This is a genomic window from uncultured Zoogloea sp. (assembly GCF_937894855.1).
Lineage (GTDB): Bacteria > Pseudomonadota > Gammaproteobacteria > Burkholderiales > Rhodocyclaceae > Zoogloea > Zoogloea oryzae.
This window is the reverse complement of record NZ_CALAYQ010000081.1, coordinates 28,414-44,244: the sequence shown is the minus strand read 5'-3', so window position 1 is coordinate 44,244 and position 15,831 is coordinate 28,414. Positions and strand designations below refer to the sequence as shown.

The 15,831-nt window shown below is 56.6% G+C and carries 17 protein-coding genes and 1 tRNA gene; all 18 read left to right on the top strand.

The genetic code is table 11. The features are described from left to right. The first annotated feature begins 23 nt into the window (after positions 1-23). The 18 genes from pstC (at position 24) to nuoL (ending at position 15,783) form a co-directional block, all read left to right on the top strand. A complete protein-coding gene (pstC, locus tag Q0672_RS10670; RefSeq protein ID WP_153160329.1) occupies positions 24-1,070 on the top strand; it encodes a phosphate ABC transporter permease subunit PstC in 1,047 nt (348 codons plus the stop codon). Continuing rightward, positions 1,070-1,915 (top strand): phosphate ABC transporter permease PstA, encoded by an 846-nt coding sequence (gene pstA, locus Q0672_RS10665; protein WP_298622044.1) that lies wholly within the window; start codon positions 1,070-1,072, stop codon positions 1,913-1,915. Before pstC ends, pstA begins: the two co-directional genes overlap by 1 nt. Before the next feature lie 92 nt (positions 1,916-2,007). Further along, positions 2,008-2,763 carry a phosphate ABC transporter ATP-binding protein PstB gene (pstB, locus tag Q0672_RS10660; RefSeq protein WP_298622093.1) on the top strand — a complete coding sequence of 252 codons (756 nt, stop codon included), beginning with the start codon at positions 2,008-2,010 and terminating at the stop codon, positions 2,761-2,763. Between the two features lie 112 nt (positions 2,764-2,875). Then, complete coding sequence (tpiA, locus tag Q0672_RS10655) at positions 2,876-3,628, top strand: triose-phosphate isomerase (RefSeq protein ID WP_298622091.1); 753 nt, start codon at positions 2,876-2,878, stop codon at positions 3,626-3,628. Positions 3,629-3,646: 18 nt separating this feature from the next. Next, entirely contained in the window at positions 3,647-4,009 is a 363-nt protein-coding gene (gene secG / locus Q0672_RS10650) for a preprotein translocase subunit SecG (protein WP_153160327.1), read from the top strand. Positions 4,010-4,071: 62 nt separating this feature from the next. Next, positions 4,072-4,156, top strand: a tRNA-Leu gene (locus Q0672_RS10645). An 82-nt stretch (positions 4,157-4,238) separates the two neighbouring features. After that, positions 4,239-4,613 carry an NADH-quinone oxidoreductase subunit A gene (gene ndhC / locus Q0672_RS10640; RefSeq protein WP_153160326.1) on the top strand — a complete coding sequence of 125 codons (375 nt, stop codon included), beginning with the start codon at positions 4,239-4,241 and terminating at the stop codon, positions 4,611-4,613. Positions 4,614-4,659: 46 nt separating this feature from the next. Then, positions 4,660-5,136, top strand: coding sequence for an NADH-quinone oxidoreductase subunit B family protein (locus Q0672_RS10635; protein WP_153160325.1), 477 nt, complete (start codon positions 4,660-4,662; stop codon positions 5,134-5,136). Between the two features lie 12 nt (positions 5,137-5,148). Further along, on the top strand, positions 5,149-5,751 hold the full coding sequence (locus tag Q0672_RS10630) for an NADH-quinone oxidoreductase subunit C (protein ID WP_284187301.1): 603 nt from the start codon (positions 5,149-5,151) through the stop codon (positions 5,749-5,751). Continuing rightward, positions 5,744-6,997 carry an NADH-quinone oxidoreductase subunit D gene (locus Q0672_RS10625; RefSeq protein ID WP_153160323.1) on the top strand — a complete coding sequence of 418 codons (1,254 nt, stop codon included), beginning with the start codon at positions 5,744-5,746 and terminating at the stop codon, positions 6,995-6,997. Before Q0672_RS10630 ends, Q0672_RS10625 begins: the two co-directional genes overlap by 8 nt. Positions 6,998-7,055: 58 nt before the next feature. Further along, complete coding sequence (gene nuoE, locus Q0672_RS10620; protein WP_153160322.1) at positions 7,056-7,532, top strand: NADH-quinone oxidoreductase subunit NuoE; 477 nt, start codon at positions 7,056-7,058, stop codon at positions 7,530-7,532. After that, on the top strand, positions 7,529-8,839 hold the full coding sequence (nuoF, locus tag Q0672_RS10615; protein ID WP_298622042.1) for an NADH-quinone oxidoreductase subunit NuoF: 1,311 nt from the start codon (positions 7,529-7,531) through the stop codon (positions 8,837-8,839). The genes nuoE and nuoF overlap by 4 nt, the downstream gene beginning before the upstream one ends. 7 nt (positions 8,840-8,846) lie before the next feature. After that, positions 8,847-11,201 (top strand): NADH-quinone oxidoreductase subunit NuoG, encoded by a 2,355-nt coding sequence (nuoG, locus tag Q0672_RS10610; RefSeq protein ID WP_298622041.1) that lies wholly within the window; start codon positions 8,847-8,849, stop codon positions 11,199-11,201. Next, positions 11,201-12,250, top strand: coding sequence for an NADH-quinone oxidoreductase subunit NuoH (gene nuoH / locus Q0672_RS10605; RefSeq protein WP_298622040.1), 1,050 nt, complete (start codon positions 11,201-11,203; stop codon positions 12,248-12,250). The genes nuoG and nuoH overlap by 1 nt, the downstream gene beginning before the upstream one ends. 8 nt (positions 12,251-12,258) lie before the next feature. Next, positions 12,259-12,747, top strand: a complete 489-nt coding sequence (gene nuoI, locus Q0672_RS10600; protein WP_153160319.1) for an NADH-quinone oxidoreductase subunit NuoI — start codon at positions 12,259-12,261, stop codon at positions 12,745-12,747. Positions 12,748-12,786: 39 nt separating this feature from the next. After that, the gene (locus Q0672_RS10595; RefSeq protein ID WP_284187307.1) at positions 12,787-13,389 is read left to right on the top strand and encodes an NADH-quinone oxidoreductase subunit J; all 603 of its coding nucleotides are present in this window, start codon (positions 12,787-12,789) and stop codon (positions 13,387-13,389) included. Between the two features lie 33 nt (positions 13,390-13,422). Further along, positions 13,423-13,728, top strand: coding sequence for an NADH-quinone oxidoreductase subunit NuoK (gene nuoK, locus Q0672_RS10590; RefSeq protein ID WP_141349329.1), 306 nt, complete (start codon positions 13,423-13,425; stop codon positions 13,726-13,728). A 12-nt stretch (positions 13,729-13,740) separates the two neighbouring features. Further along, positions 13,741-15,783 carry an NADH-quinone oxidoreductase subunit L gene (nuoL, locus tag Q0672_RS10585; protein ID WP_153160317.1) on the top strand — a complete coding sequence of 681 codons (2,043 nt, stop codon included), beginning with the start codon at positions 13,741-13,743 and terminating at the stop codon, positions 15,781-15,783. Positions 15,784-15,831 lie beyond the last annotated feature (48 nt).

The window sequence follows — 15,831 nt, the reverse complement described above, 5'->3', positions numbered from 1 at the left end:
GGTCTAACAAACGGTGAGCCGTAATGTCATCCAATAGCTCGGTACTTGGAAATGCCGCCACGCCCGGCGGAGGCGCCCTCGGGCTGCCGCACGCCGGCGTCGGCGAGAAGCTTCCGCCTCCTCCCCGCGACCGCATGCGGGCCCAGCGGTTCCAGGACGCGCTTTTTCACCAGGTAACCCGTTTCTTTGCTTTCTCCGTGCTGGCGATCCTCATCGCCATCATCGGTTCGCTGATCTACGGTGCCTGGCCGGCGTTGCAGGAATTCGGTGCGGGCTTTGCATTCAGCAGCGACTGGAATCCGGTGACCGACAAGTTCGGCGGCCTGATCTCCGTCTATGGCACCCTCAGCACTTCGGTCATCGCGCTGATCGTGGCGATTCCGGTGAGTTTCGGGATCGCGGTCTTTCTCACCGAGCTCTGCCCGCCGGCCCTGCGTGGCCCGCTTGGCGTGGCGGTTGAGCTGCTTGCCGCGGTGCCCAGCATCATCTACGGGATGTGGGGTCTGTTTGTCTTTGCACCGCTGTTTGCCGATTACATCCAGCCTTTGTTGACTGCCACCCTGGGTAATCTCCCTGTTGTCGGCGGTCTCTTCCAAGGCCCGCAGAACGGCATCGGCATTCTTTCGGCGGGCCTGATCCTGTCGGTGATGGTGATTCCGTTCATTGCGTCGGTGATGCGCGACGTTTTTGAAGTTGTGCCCGGCATCCTCAAGGAATCCGCCTACGGTCTTGGCGCGACCACCTGGGAGGTTGTCTGGAACGTGGTGCTGCCCTACACCCGCGTCGGCGTGATCGGTGGCGTGATGCTCGGCCTCGGCCGTGCGCTGGGCGAAACCATGGCGGTCACCTTCGTGATCGGCAATGCTCACCGGATCAGTCCGTCGCTTTACGAGGCAGGCAACAGTATCGCTTCCACCCTGGCCAACGAATTTGCCGAAGCGGCGAGCGACCTCCATGTGTCGTCGCTGATCGCCCTTGGCCTGATCCTGTTTTTCGTGACCTTCATCGTGCTGGCGCTCTCCAAGGTGCTGCTGATGCGTCTGGGCCGCAGTGAAGGGGAGAAGACCTGATGAGCAATTCGACTGCGCTCTATCGCAAGCGGATCCGCACCAACCGGATCGCGCTGCTGCTGTCCACCGGTGCGATGCTGCTGGGGATGAGCTTTCTCGCCTGGATTCTGGCGGTGCTGCTGTACAAGGGGCTTGGCGCCCTGAGCGTCTCGCTCTTCACCCAGCCCACGCCCGCGCCGGGCTCGGAAGGTGGTCTCTTCAACGCGATCGTCGGTAGTACGATGATGGTTGGTGTCGCGACCCTCATCGCGACGCCGGTGGGGATTCTGGCCGGTGTTTATCTGTCCGAGTATGGACGGCAGGGCTGGCTGGCGCCGACGACGCGCTTCATCAACGACATCCTGCTATCTGCACCGTCGATCGTCATTGGTGTTTTCATCTACACCGTTTATGTGGCGCAGGTTCAGCACTTTTCGGGCTGGGCGGGTTCCCTGGCGCTTGCGCTGATCGCCATTCCGGTGGTCGTGCGGACAACCGAGAACATGCTCAACCTGGTTCCGGCCAGTCTGCGTGAAGCAGCTTCGGCGCTCGGAGCGCCGCGCTGGAAGGTGGTGTTGCAGGTCGTGCTGCGTTCGGCGCGCGCCGGGGTGCTCACCGGCATCCTGCTCGCCATCGCGCGTCTGAGCGGTGAAACGGCTCCGCTGCTCTTCACTGCGCTGAACAACCAATTCACCAATTTCGATCTGAACGGGCCGATGGCCAACCTTCCCGTCGTGATCTTCCAGTTCGCCATGAGCCCGTACGAGAACTGGAATTCGCTGGCGTGGGGCGGTGCGATCCTCATTACCTTTGGCGTACTGTGCCTGAACATTGTTGTTCGCACCCTGTTCCGCAAGAAGATCTAGGAAAACTCATCATGCAAACTCCTGTAGCGACCAAGCGCGACATGTCCTTCGCGGAAGTGCGGGGCGAGTCGGCCGGCACTTCGGCTCCGACCATGGCTCCCAAGATCAGGATCCGGAATCTCGATTTCTTTTATGGGTCCTTCCAGGGTCTGAAGCACATCGATCTGGACATCCACGAAGGTATGGTGACCGCCTTCATCGGGCCGTCCGGGTGTGGCAAATCCACGCTGCTGCGCACGCTCAACCGGATGTATGACCTCTACCCGGGCCAGCGCGCGACGGGTGAGATCCTGCTCAACGGAAAGAACGTGCTCGATCCCGGCCAGGACGTGAATGCCCTGCGGGCCAAGGTCGGCATGGTCTTCCAGAAGCCCACGCCGTTTCCGATGTCGATCTACGAGAACATCGCGTTTGGCGTACGGCTCTATGAAAACCTCTCCCGAGCCGACATGGATAACCGGGTGGAGTGGGCGCTGCGCAAGGCGGCGCTGTGGGATGAGGTGAAGGGCAAGCTGAATCAGAGCGGGCTGTCCCTCTCGGGCGGTCAGCAGCAGCGCCTGTGCATTGCGCGCGGCGTGGCCGTGAAGCCGGAAGTGTTGTTGCTCGACGAGCCGACCTCGGCGCTGGATCCGATTTCCACGGCCAAGGTCGAAGAGTTGGTCCACGAACTGAAGAGCGAATACACGATCGCCATCGTCACTCACAACATGCAGCAGGCCGCGCGGGTGTCGGACTATACTGCCTACATGTATCTGGGCGAGCTCGTGGAGTTTGGCCTGACGGACGAGATCTTCATCAAGCCGAAGCGCAAAGAAACCGAGGACTACATCACCGGTCGGTTTGGCTGATACAGCGTTTGACTCTGTTGTGCTTGCGACGGGGCTGGTTGATCCAGCCCCGTTTTTTTGACCCTGAGGATGCCGCGAGATACAATCCGACGATTTGGCTCTGGTGTTCAAGGTGCGGAAAAAGCTGGTTGTCGGAAACTGGAAGATGAATGGTGGGCTCGAGCGCAATGCTGTGCTGCTCGCCGGGCTTGCTGCGTGCGGCAATCGTGAGGGTGTCGACGTGGTGGTGTGCCCTCCGTATCCATACCTGGCTCAGGCGGTGGCTGCCCTCAGGGGGGCTGCGGTGGCTGTTGGCGGGCAGGATCTCTGTGCTTTCAAGGACGGGGCCTACACCGGTGAAGTGAGTGCGTCCATGCTTCTGGATATCGGCTGCGCGTGGGTCATCGTCGGGCATTCCGAGCGGCGCAGCCTGTTCGGCGAAACCGACGCTGTGACTGCAGCAAAGGTGCTGGCAGCGCTTGATGCCGGCCTGTCGCCGATACTGTGTGTGGGTGAGTCCCTCGCGCAGCGTGAAGCTGGCGACGCCGAGGTCGTGGTGCGCGCCCAGCTTGATCGTGTTGTCGATGTACTGGGAGCGGAGCGGTTTGCCGGTGTGGTCGTGGCCTATGAGCCTGTTTGGGCGATCGGCACCGGCAAGACGGCATCGCCGGAACAGGCTCAGGGAATGCACAAGGAAATTCGCATGCATCTTGAGCGCCGCGGTGTGGCCGCTGAGGGTGTAAAGATTCTTTATGGCGGCAGTGTAACCGCTGCCAATGCTTCGCAGCTTTTTGCGGAGCCCGATATCGACGGCGCTCTCGTAGGTGGTGCGTCGCTCGTTGCTGACAGTTTTTCGTCAATTTGCGCGGCAGCTGCTGCGCGCTGAGTTGTCTTGGAGATATTCATGGGTGGTGTTGTTTTTTCGATCGTTCTGACGATTCATGTGCTGGCTGGTCTTGGGGTTATTGGTCTGGTTCTGATGCAGCACGGCAAGGGTGCGGACATGGGTGCGGCCTTCGGTAGTGGTGCGTCGGGTAGCCTGTTTGGCTCGTCCGGCTCGGCAAACTTCCTGAGCCGTACGACGGGTGCGCTTGCTGCCGTGTTTTTTGTGACTAGTCTGGGTCTGAGCTACCTCGCTGGTGCCAAGGCGCCTGCCAGCAAGAGCGTGATGGAAGGTGCTCCTGTTTCTGCGCCTGCCGCCGCGCCCGAGCAGACCCCGGTCGCCCCGGTTGAAGCTGGCTCCAAGGCCAAGGATATCCCCCGATAAAAATAAGTAATGCTTGGCGCAGAGGGTGATTGCCTTTATAATGCGCGGCAACAAACAAGCTGGCCGACGTGGTGAAATTGGTAGACACGCTATCTTGAGGGGGTAGTGGCGAAAGCCGTATGAGTTCGAGTCTCATCGTCGGCACCATAAAATAAGTGATTCGCCCGCAGTACGCGGGCGTTTGCTTGCAGGCAGCGCTAAACTGCTATTCGGTTGCGGGAGCTAAAGTATGTTGGAATCCTATTTTCCAGTCCTTGTCTTTATCCTGTTTGCAGCTGCGTTCGGCTTTATTCCTATTGTAGCTGGCTGGATTCTGGGTCCGAGCAAGCCGGATGCCGAGAAGCTCTCTCCTTTTGAGTGTGGCTTCGAGCCTTTTGAAGATGCGCGCATCAAGTTTGATGTTCGTTACTATCTTCTGGCTATTCTCTTCATTCTCTTCGATCTTGAAATTGCCTTCCTTTTCCCGTGGGCGACCATTCTTCGGGAAATTGCTGCGAACGAATCCATTCGCTTGTTCGGCTTTTTTGAAATGATTGTCTTTCTCGGCATTCTTCTGCTCGGTTATATCTACGTGTGGAAAAAGGGCGCTCTCGACTGGGAGTGATCGGTCGGGCTGCCGTGCTGCATAAATTGTTGGTTAAAGGGTGTCTATGAGCATCGAGGGTGTCTTCAAGGAAGGGTTTGTCACCACTTCGCTTGATACGGTAATCAACTGGACTCGCACAGGTTCGCTGTGGCCCATGACCTTCGGTCTTGCGTGCTGCGCGGTAGAGATGATTCATGCGGGCTGTTCCCGTTATGACTTGGACCGCTTTGGTGTGGTTTTTCGTCCCAGTCCGCGGCAGTCCGACTTGATGATTGTCGCCGGCACGCTCTGCAACAAGATGGCGCCCGCGCTTCGCAAGGTCTACGACCAGATGTCTGAGCCGCGCTGGGTGATCTCGATGGGGTCGTGCGCGAACGGTGGTGGTTATTACCACTATTCGTACTCGGTGGTCCGCGGTTGTGACCGGATTGTTCCGGTTGACGTGTATGTTCCCGGATGCCCCCCGACGGCCGAGGCCTTGCTGTACGGCATCGTTCAGCTCCAGAACAAAATCAAGCGTGAATACACGATTGCCTGTTGAGTGCAGACCATCATGACTGAAAAGCTAGAGCTTCTTGCTCAATTGATGACTGAAAAGCTCGGAGAGCGCGCCAAACGGGTGGTGAATGCCTGTGGTGAGGTTACAGTCGTTGTTTCGGCAGCTGATTATCTGGCTGTTGCCGCTGAGCTTCGGGATGATCCCGCTCTCCACTTCGAGCAGCTCATTGATTTGACTGGTGTGGATTACTCCAGTTATGCCGGAGAAGACCAGGGTGGGCGTTTTGCCGCGTCGGTTCATCTACTGTCGGTCAAGAATAATTATCGTCTCCGGCTGAAGGTTTTTGCTGAGGATGAGTCGTTCCCTGTGCTGGCCTCGCTTTGCGAAATCTGGCCGAGCGCGAATTGGTTTGAGCGCGAGGCCTTCGACCTTTTCGGCATCCTGTTCTCTGGCCACCCGGATCTGCGCAGAATTCTCACCGATTACGGTTTTGTTGGATATCCTTTCCGCAAGGATTTCCCGATCTCTGGTTATGTAGAAATGCGTTACGACCAAGAGCTTGGTCGTGTCGTTTATCAGCCGGTCAGCATTGAGCCGCGTGAGAACACGCCGCGCATCGTGCGTGACGAAAATTATGGGAATGTCGGTCATGGCTGAGATTCGTAACTACACAATCAACTTTGGTCCCCAGCACCCCGCTGCCCACGGGGTACTTCGCTTGGTTCTTGAGCTTGATGGCGAAGTTGTGGAGCGCGCTGATCCGCATATCGGCCTCCTTCACCGTGGCACTGAAAAGCTTGCCGAGACCAGGACCTGGGTTCAGTCGGTTCCGTACATGGATCGTCTCGACTACGTGTCCATGATGTGTAACGAGCACGCCTATTGCATGGCAATCGAGCGTCTCCTCGGGTTGGAAGTTCCTCTTCGGGCCCAGTACATTCGCGTTCTCTACGATGAGATCACTCGGGTTCTGAACCATCTGCTGGCTGTCGGTACACACGCACTGGATATCGGTGCGATGACGATGGTGCTGTACACCTTCCGTGAGCGGGAGGATCTGATGGACGCCTATGAGGCGGTCTCCGGCGCCCGGATGCATGCCGCCTACTATCGGCCGGGTGGTGTATATCGTGATCTTCCGGATCGGATGCCCCAGTATGAGGTTTCCAAGTGGAAGAGCGCCAAGACTGTTTCCGAGCTCAACGAGAATCGGCAGGGTTCGCTGCTTGATTTCCTTGAGGACTTTACAGCTCGCTTCCCGAAATATGTCGATGAGTACGAGACGCTGCTGACCGATAACCGTATCTGGAAGCAGCGGACGGTGGGTATCGGAGTTGTCTCTCCGGAGAAGGCGCTTGCGCTCGGTTTCACCGGCGTAATGTTGCGCGGTTCCGGTATCGAATGGGATATCCGTAAGAAGCAGCCCTATGAAGTCTACGACCAGCTGGATTTTGACATCCCGGTTGGCGTGGAAGGTGATTGCTATGACCGCTACCTCTGCCGTATTGAAGAGATGCGTCAGTCGAACCGGATCATGAAGCAGTGTATCGAGTGGCTGCGGAAGAACCCCGGACCTGTCATCTCGACCAATCACAAGGTTGCCCCGCCGTCGCGTGAGCGGATGAAGAGCAACATGGAAGAACTGATCCATCACTTCAAGTTGTTTACTGAAGGGATGCACGTGCCCCCGGGTGAGGTCTACGCGCCTGTCGAGCATCCGAAGGGTGAGTTCGGTGTGTATGCGATCTCTGACGGCGCGAACAAGCCTTATCGTCTCAAGCTGCGGTCTCCTGGTTTCACCCATCTTTCAGCGATGGATGAGATGTCTCGCGGCCACATGATTGCTGACGTAGTTGCCATTATCGGAACCATGGATATCGTATTTGGAGACGTGGACCGCTGATGTTGTACCTGGTCAGCATCCGGAGCTCCGATCGACATTCTGATGACAGTAGACAAAAATGTTGAGTCCAGAATCCCTGAAGAAAATTGATCGTGAGATCGCCAAGTATCCAGCTGATCAAAAGCAGTCTGCTTCGATGGCTGCGTTGCGTATCGCGCAAGTGGAGAAAGGTTGGCTCTCCAACGAGACGATTGAGTTTGTGGCAGCCTACCTGGAGATGCCGCCGATTGCGGTGTACGAGGTAGCGAGTTTCTACAACATGTACGATCTCTCTCCGGTTGGGGCGCGAAAGATCACTGTCTGTACGAATCTACCGTGCGCGCTTTCCGGTGGTGTCCACGCTGCGGATTACATCAAGAAAAAGCTCGGAATCGACTTTAATGAGACGACTCCGGACGGACGATTCACCTTGAAGGAAGGTGAATGCATGGGGGCCTGTGGTGATGCGCCCGTGTTGCTGGTGAATAACCACCGGATGTGCAGCTGGATGACTGAAGAGAAAATCGATCAACTTCTGGCTGATCTCGCAAAATGACCTCTCAAGGAATTATTCTTTCTGGGCTTGACGGTGATCGCACCTGGCGTTTGAATGATTACGTCAAACGGCAAGGCTACGATGCTCTCAAGAAAATTATTGCGGAAAAGATTCCCGCGGATCAGATCATCGGTGAGGTGAAGAAGTCGGCTCTCCGTGGACGGGGAGGTGCGGGTTTCCCGACGGGGCTGAAGTGGAGTTTCATGCCGCGCGCATTTCCGGGTGCCAAGTATCTCGCCTGCAATTCGGATGAAGGTGAGCCGGGTACCTTCAAGGATCGCGATATCCTTCGGTACAACCCGCACTCCGTCATCGAAGGCATGATCATCGCCGGCTACGCCATGGGGTGTGAGCGCGGCTACAACTATATCCACGGTGAAATCTTCGAGGTCTATGAGCGCTTCGAGGAGGCGCTCCAGGAAGCTCGGGACGCAGGTCTCCTCGGGAAGAACATTCTCGGCTCTGATTTCAGTTTCGATCTGTTTGCGCATCACGGGTACGGGGCGTACATCTGCGGTGAAGAAACCGCACTGCTGGAGTCTATTGAGGGCAAGAAGGGGCAGCCGCGATTCAAGCCGCCGTTTCCTGCCAGCTTCGGTCTGTACGGCAAGCCGACCACGATTAACAACACCGAGACGTTTGCCTCGATTCCCTACATCATTCGTGAAGGCGGGGATGCTTTTCTTGCGCTCGGGAAACCTAACAACGGTGGTACTAAGTTGTTCTCGGTTTCTGGTCACGTAAATCGTCCCGGTAACTACGAGATTCCCCTTGGAACGCCGTTTTCCACGCTGCTCGAAATGGCTGGTGGTGTGCGCGGCGGCCGCAAGTTGAAAGCTGTGATTCCCGGTGGTTCGTCGGCACCTGTGCTTCCTGGCGCTGTCATGATGGATTGCACCATGGATTACGACTCCATTTCCAAGGCGGGCTCTATGCTTGGTTCCGGTGCCGTGATCGTGATGGACGAATCGACGTGCATGGTCAAGGCGCTAGAGCGTCTGTCCTACTTCTACTTCGAGGAGTCGTGCGGGCAATGTACGCCCTGCCGCGAAGGAACCGGTTGGTTGTACCGCGTGGTGCATCGGATTGAAAACGGCCTCGGCCGCCCTGATGACCTCGATCTACTCAATAGCGTGACCGCGAACATCATGGGACGCACCATCTGTGCGCTCGGTGATGCTGCGTCCATGCCGGTTCAAAGTTTCGTGAAGCATTTCGGCGACGAATTTGCTTATCACATCGAACATAAAAAATGCTTCGTAGCGCCTGATGTTCAGCGCGACGGCAGCAAGATTTTTGTAGCGTAGGCTCGACATGCTAGAAATCGAAATTGACGGAAAGCAGTTGCAGGTTCCTGACGGCAGTACCGTCATGGAGGCCGCTACCAAGGTTGGGGCCTATGTTCCGCACTTCTGCTATCACAAGAAGCTCTCCATCGCGGCTAACTGCCGGATGTGTCTGGTTCAGGTTGAGAAGGCGCCCAAGCCGCTTCCGGCGTGCGCTACGCCCGTTACAAATGGGATGAAGGTCTGGACCCATTCCGAGCAGGCGGTGAAGGCTCAAAAGGGTGTGATGGAGTTCCTCCTGATCAATCACCCGTTGGACTGCCCGATCTGCGACCAGGGTGGCGAGTGCCAGCTGCAGGATCTGTCCGTCGGTTACGGTGGCTCGGAATCCCGCTACCAGGAAGAGAAGCGCGTTGTCGGCAATAAGGACTTAGGGCCGCTCGTTTCCACCGACATGACCCGCTGCATCAATTGCACGCGTTGTGTCCGATTTACGTCGGAGATTGCCGGCCTGATGGAGCTTGGTCAGGCGTTCCGCGGCGAGCACGCCGAGATCATGCCGTTTGTCGAGAAGACAATCGAGACCGAATTGTCGGGCAACATCATCGATCTTTGTCCGGTTGGTGCTTTGACTTCGAAGCCTTTCCGCTTCGGCGCTCGTGCGTGGGAACTGTCTCGGCGCAAGTCCGTCAGTCCGCATGACTCGCTTGGTAGCAATCTCGTTGTTCAGGTCAAGCACGATACGGTAAAGCGCGTGCTTCCCCTCGAAAACGAAGCGGTGAACGAATGCTGGTTGTCTGATAAGGACCGTTTCTCCTATGACGCCTTGAATTCAGCTGATCGTTTGACTCGCCCGATGCTCAAGCAGGGCGGCAATTGGATCGAGACTGATTGGCAGACTGCGATCGAGTATGTCGCCAACGGCCTGAAGTCCATCAAGGCTGATCACGGCGCAGAGGCAATCGGTGCACTGGCTTCGCCGCACAGCACGCTGGAAGAACTGAATCTTCTGCAATCCCTGGTCCGGGGGCTCGGTTCCGGAAACGTCGATTTCCGTCTCCGTCAATCTGATTTTTCCCTCGACGGTCAGCGGGGCGGGGCACCGTGGCTCGGGATGCCGGTTGCTGATATCGGCTCCCTCGACCGCCTCTTCATTGTCGGGAGCTTTTTCAGGAAGGATCACCCCCTGATCGCGCAGCGTGTGCGTCAGGCGGCAAAATGCGGTCTGAAGATCTCCGCGGTGAATCCAGCCTTTGACGACTGGCAGCTCAATCTTACCAACAAGGCGATTGTTGCTCCGAGTGGCATCCCAGCCTTCCTGGCCTCCGTGGTCAAGGCACTTGCTGCCGAAAAGGAGCTGAGCCTGTCTGGTCCCGTGGCTGATGTGTGTTCTGGACTGGATGTGTCTGAGAGCGCTCTTGCCATTGCCCGTAGCCTTGCGTCTGGTCGTAAGTCGGCCGTGTGGCTTGGTAACTTCGCTGTTCAGCACGAACAAGCTGGCCTTATCCATGTGCTCGCTTCCGAGGTTGCACGTCTGGCCGGGGCTAAATTGGGAGTGATTGGCGAGGCAGCCAACAGTGTGGGTGGCTACCTCGCAGGGGCTGTACCGTTCGTTGGTGACGTCAAGGGCAAGAATGTCTCTGAGATGCTCGCATCCAAGATCAAAGCCTATCTCCTGCTCGGCGTTGAGCCAAGCCTGGATATGGCCGCTGGCGCCACCGCGCTGTCGTCCATTCGCGAGGCAGAGATGGTTGCTGTCCTTTCGCCGTTCAAGTCTGCTGAATTGATGGAAGTTGCGGATGTGCTGCTGCCGATCGCTCCTTTCACTGAGACCGCTGGTACTTTTGTGAACTGTGAAGGGCGGGTGCAGAGCTTCTTCCCTGTTGTGAAGAGCCTTGGTGAATCCCGTCCGGGCTGGAAGGCCCTGCGCGTTCTCGGTTCCACCCTGGGACTTTCCGACTTCTCGTTCGAAACGGTTGAAGATGTGCGTGCTCGCATGGCTCCGGTCTTCTCGGGCGACGTGAGCGGACTTTCTAATGATGTCGGTGCGAAACTTGAGAAGCTTCCGGTCAAGTCGGCTGCAATCGAACGAGTTGCCGATGTGCCGATTTACTTTGCTGATCCCATCGCTCGGCGGGCTGCGCCGCTGCAGCAAACCGTCGATGCGACAGCGCCGGTAGCAAGAATGAATCCGCGCACCGCAGATGCTCTTGGTCTGAAGGTCGGCGGGAACGTGAAGGTAAGCTCCGCAGCAGGGAGTGCTGTCGTGGCGCTGGTTGAGGATGCTGGGGTTGCGGAGGGTTGCGTGCGTCTTGCAGCTGCGCATTCCAGCACTGCTCAGCTCGGTGGCTGGCATGGTGAAATCAGCGTGGAGCAGGTGTGATGGAAGCCTACATTGACCCGGTAGCCCAGTTTTTCGGCCCCGCTTGGCCGCTGATCTGGTCGTTGCTCAAGATCATCGGCATTATTGCGCCGCTGTTCCTTTGCGTTGCTTACCTGACGCTTGCTGAGCGTAAGGTGATCGGTTACATGCAGGTACGTATCGGCCCCAATCGTGTCGGGCCGAGGGGGCTGCTTCAGCCGATCGCCGATGGTGTGAAGCTCCTGCTCAAGGAAATCATCGTTCCGTCGGGTGCGAATAAAAGTCTCTTCATCATCGGCCCCGTTCTAGCGTTGGGGCCCGCTCTGGCTGCATGGGCGGTTGTCCCGTTTAGCGAAGGCTGGGTCATTGGGAATGTGGATGCCGGTCTGCTGTTCCTGCTCGCGATTACCTCGATCGAAGTCTACGGCGTGATCATTGCGGCCTGGGCTTCTAATTCGAAGTACGCATTTCTTGGCGGGATGCGCGCGGCAGCACAGATGGTTTCTTACGAAATCGCCATGGGTTTTGCCCTTGTCTGCGTGCTGATGATTTCTTCGAGCCTGAATCTGACGGATATCGTGAATAGTCAGGGCAAGGGGCAGTGGGCCGACTGGGGTTTTGGATTCCTAAGCTGGAACTGGCTGCCGCTGTTCCCGATGTTTTTGGTGTATCTGATTTCTGGCATCGCCGAGACCAACCGTGCTCCGTTTGACGTGGTTGAAGGCGAGTCGGAAATCGTAGCGGGTCACATGGTGGAGTATTCGGGTATGGCTTTCGCACTCTTCTTCCTCGGAGAGTACGCGAACATGATCCTCGTCTCGGCGCTCACCTCCCTGCTGTTCCTTGGCGGCTGGCTGTCTCCTGTGGGTTTCCTGCCTGATGGTTTTGTCTGGTTGGCACTGAAGGCCTCGTTCATCCTGTTCTTGTTCCTGTGGTTCCGTGCGACCTTCCCGCGCTTCAGGTACGACCACATCATGCGTCTGGGCTGGAAGGTGTTCATTCCGCTCACGCTGTTTTGGGTCGTGGTTGTCGCGGTTTGGATCATGTCGCCGCTGTCGATTTGGAAGTGAGGCTCTAAATGGGTGCTTTGAAAGATTACGTAGGAAGCCTCTTCCTCAAGGAATTGCTCAAGGGTATGGCGCTTACCGGGCGTCACCTTTTCGCGCGGAAGATTACTGTCCAGTATCCGGATGAGAAGACGCCGCAGAGCCCGCGTTTCCGGGGGCTGCATGCGCTGCGACGTTATCCGAATGGCGAGGAGCGCTGTATCGCGTGCAAGCTTTGTGAGGCGGTTTGCCCGGCAATGGCGATCACTATCGAATCGGATGCTCGGGACGACGGATCGCGTCGGACCACCCGTTACGACATTGATCTGACGAAGTGCATCTTCTGCGGTTTTTGTGAAGAAGCCTGTCCGGTGGATGCAATCGTGGAAACCCGGATTTTCGAGTACCACGGTGAGAAGCGCGGGGATCTCTACTACACGAAGCAGATGCTTTTAGCGGTCGGAGATAAGTACGAGTCGCAAATTGCAAAGGATCGCGAGACCGATTCTCGCTATCGCTGATAGAAGCTCGAGCTGTCTTACATCGAAACGGACGCGGTCATGGATTTTCAGACGGTTGTATTTTATTTCTTCTCCGCTGTGATGGTTCTGGCGTCGCTCAGAGTCATTACCGCCAGGAACCCGGTGCACGCGGCGCTCTTTCTTGTGCTGGCTTTTTTCAGCGCCGGCGGTATCTGGATGCTCTTGCACGCAGAGTTCCTGGCAATTGCACTGGTGATGGTTTACGTCGGTGCGGTTATGGTTCTCTTCCTGTTCGTCGTGATGATGCTCGACATCAATCTTGAGCGCATCCGGCAGGGGTTCTGGAGCTACTTGCCCGTTGGCGCGCTGGTTGGAGTGTTGATGGTAGTCGAAATGATCATGGTTCTCGGTGGGCGTTATTTTGGTCTGGAAGGAATGCCTGAACCGGGCCCGGCGCCGGCTGGCTACAGCAACACCAAGGAACTCGGGCGTCTGATCTACACGGATTATGTATACCCGTTTGAGCTTGCCTCCATTGTTTTGCTCGTAGCTATGGTGGCCGCAGTGGCGCTGACGCTTCGCAAGAGAAAGAATGTCAAGAAGGTCGATCCTGCGCAGCAGATTTCCGTTAAGCGTGACGATCGGGTTCGCATTGTGTCGATGACTTCGGAAAAGCGTTAAGTCAGCTAGCGATCGTCCAGGAAGGGAAACCAGATGCTTTCGTTGTCTCATTATTTGATATTGGGCGCCATTTTGTTCGCCATCAGTGTGGTCGGTATCTTTCTGAACAGAAAGAACCTGATCGTTCTGCTCATGGCGATCGAGTTGATGTTGCTGGCTGTTAATTTGAATTTCGTAGCGTTCTCTTACTATCTCGGGGATGCCGCGGGGCAGATTTTTGTATTTTTCATCTTGACGGTCGCGGCTGCAGAGTCTGCTATCGGGTTGGCGATTCTGGTTGCTTTGTTCCGGAACCTGCGCACGATTCATGTCGATGATCTGGACAGTCTCAAGGGATAAGGAAGCTTTTCGATGACAGGGATTCAGAAGCTCTATCTGCTCGTACCTCTTGCCCCGCTGTTTGGGGCAATTGTGGCGGGTCTGTTCGGCAAGGCCATTGGGCGTGCAGGTGCCCACACCGTGACGATTCTCGGTGTTGCTGTTGCATTTGTTGCGTCCATCTACATCTACCAGGATGTCGCCGCAGGGAACGTGTTCAACGGGACCCTCTACACTTGGGCTACCTCTGGAGCCCTGAAGCTTGAAGTTGGCTTCCTTGTGGATTCGCTCACTGTGATGATGATGCTCGTCGTCACGTTTGTGTCGCTCATGGTGCACATCTACACCATTGGTTACATGTCCGAGGATCCCGGCTACCAGCGATTCTTCAGCTACATCTCGCTGTTCACGTTTTCGATGCTGATGCTGGTCATGTCTAACAACTTCCTTCAGCTGTTCTTCGGCTGGGAAGCGGTTGGTCTGGTTTCGTATCTGCTTATCGGTTTCTGGTACACGAGGCCGACTGCGATTTTCGCAAACATGAAGGCGTTTCTTGTCAATCGTGTTGGCGACTTCGGTTTCCTGCTCGGTATTGGTCTCGTCGCCGCTTACGCGGGAACGCTGAATTACGCTGAGGTTTTTGCCAAGAGCCCCGAGCTTGTCTCGATGGTCGTCCCGGAAACGGGTTGGCCGCTGATCACTGCCATCTGTATCGGTCTGTTCATTGGTGCAATGGGCAAGTCCGCCCAAGTTCCTCTGCACGTTTGGCTGCCGGATTCGATGGAGGGTCCGACCCCGATTTCTGCACTCATCCATGCGGCAACAATGGTGACCGCTGGCATCTTCATGGTCGCCCGGATGTCCCCGCTGTTCGAACTCTCCGAGACCGCACTGTCGTTCGTTCTTGTGATTGGCGCGACGACTGCGCTGTTCATGGGCTTTCTCGGGATCGTTCAGAACGATATCAAGCGCGTCGTTGCGTATTCGACGCTCTCCCAGCTTGGTTACATGACGGTTGCTCTGGGTGTTTCTGCGTATTCGGCAGCAGTTTTCCATCTGATGACCCACGCCTTCTTCAAGGCGCTGCTGTTCCTCGGTGCCGGTTCCGTGATCATCGGGATGCACCATGATCAGGACATGCGGAACATGGGTGGTCTGTGGAAGTACATGCCTATCACCTGGTTCACGTCACTTGTTGGTTCGCTGGCTCTGATCGGCTTCCCGTTCCTGTCGGGTTTCTACTCCAAGGACACGATTATCGAAGCTGTGGCGCTCTCTCACATTCCGGGGTCTGGCTACGCCTACTTCTGCGTGATTGCTGGTGTGTTCGTTACCGCGTTCTACTCGTTCCGGATGTATTTCCTGGTATTCCACGGCGAGGAGCGCTTCGGTCACGCCCATGACCACGCTGAGCATCACGAGGATGAACACCACGCAGATGCGCACGACGAGCATGACGCCGGTGGGGACGACCACCACCATGGTCTCGCGCCGGGTCAGAAGCCGCATGAGTCTCCGTGGGTCGTCACTTTGCCGTTGGTTCTGCTGGCTATCCCGTCGATGTTGATTGGTTTCTTCACGATCGAGCCCATGCTTTTCGGTGACTTCTTCAAGGGCGTGATCCATTTTGCGGAGCATCACCACGCTATGGCTGAGCTCGGTGAGGAGTTCCATGGTGCCGTTGGTATGGCGCTGCATGGTTTCACCTCGCTGCCGTTCTTCCTCGCGATGAGTGGAGTTGTTGTTGCCTTCGTCTTCTACATGGTTGCGCCTTCAATTCCGGCTGCAATCATGAAGACCTTCAAGCCGATTCATACGCTGCTCGAGAACAAGTACTACTTCGATAAGTTCAATGAAGTTGTTTTCGCAGGTGGCGCTCGTCTCCTCGGTAAGGGGCTCTGGAAGATTGGCGATCAGACGCTGATTGACGGAATGGTGGTAAACGGTTCGGCCAAGGCTGTTGGTCTTATCGCTCAGCTTTCGCGGTTGTTCCAGAGCGGGCACATCTACCAGTACGCGTTTTCGATGATCATCGGGGTGTTTGTGTTGCTGACCTTCTGGTTCAGCCGTGGTTGATCAGAGCCAGTCGTGGTAATGCGTAACTAAGAGATTTAGGACTTTTGC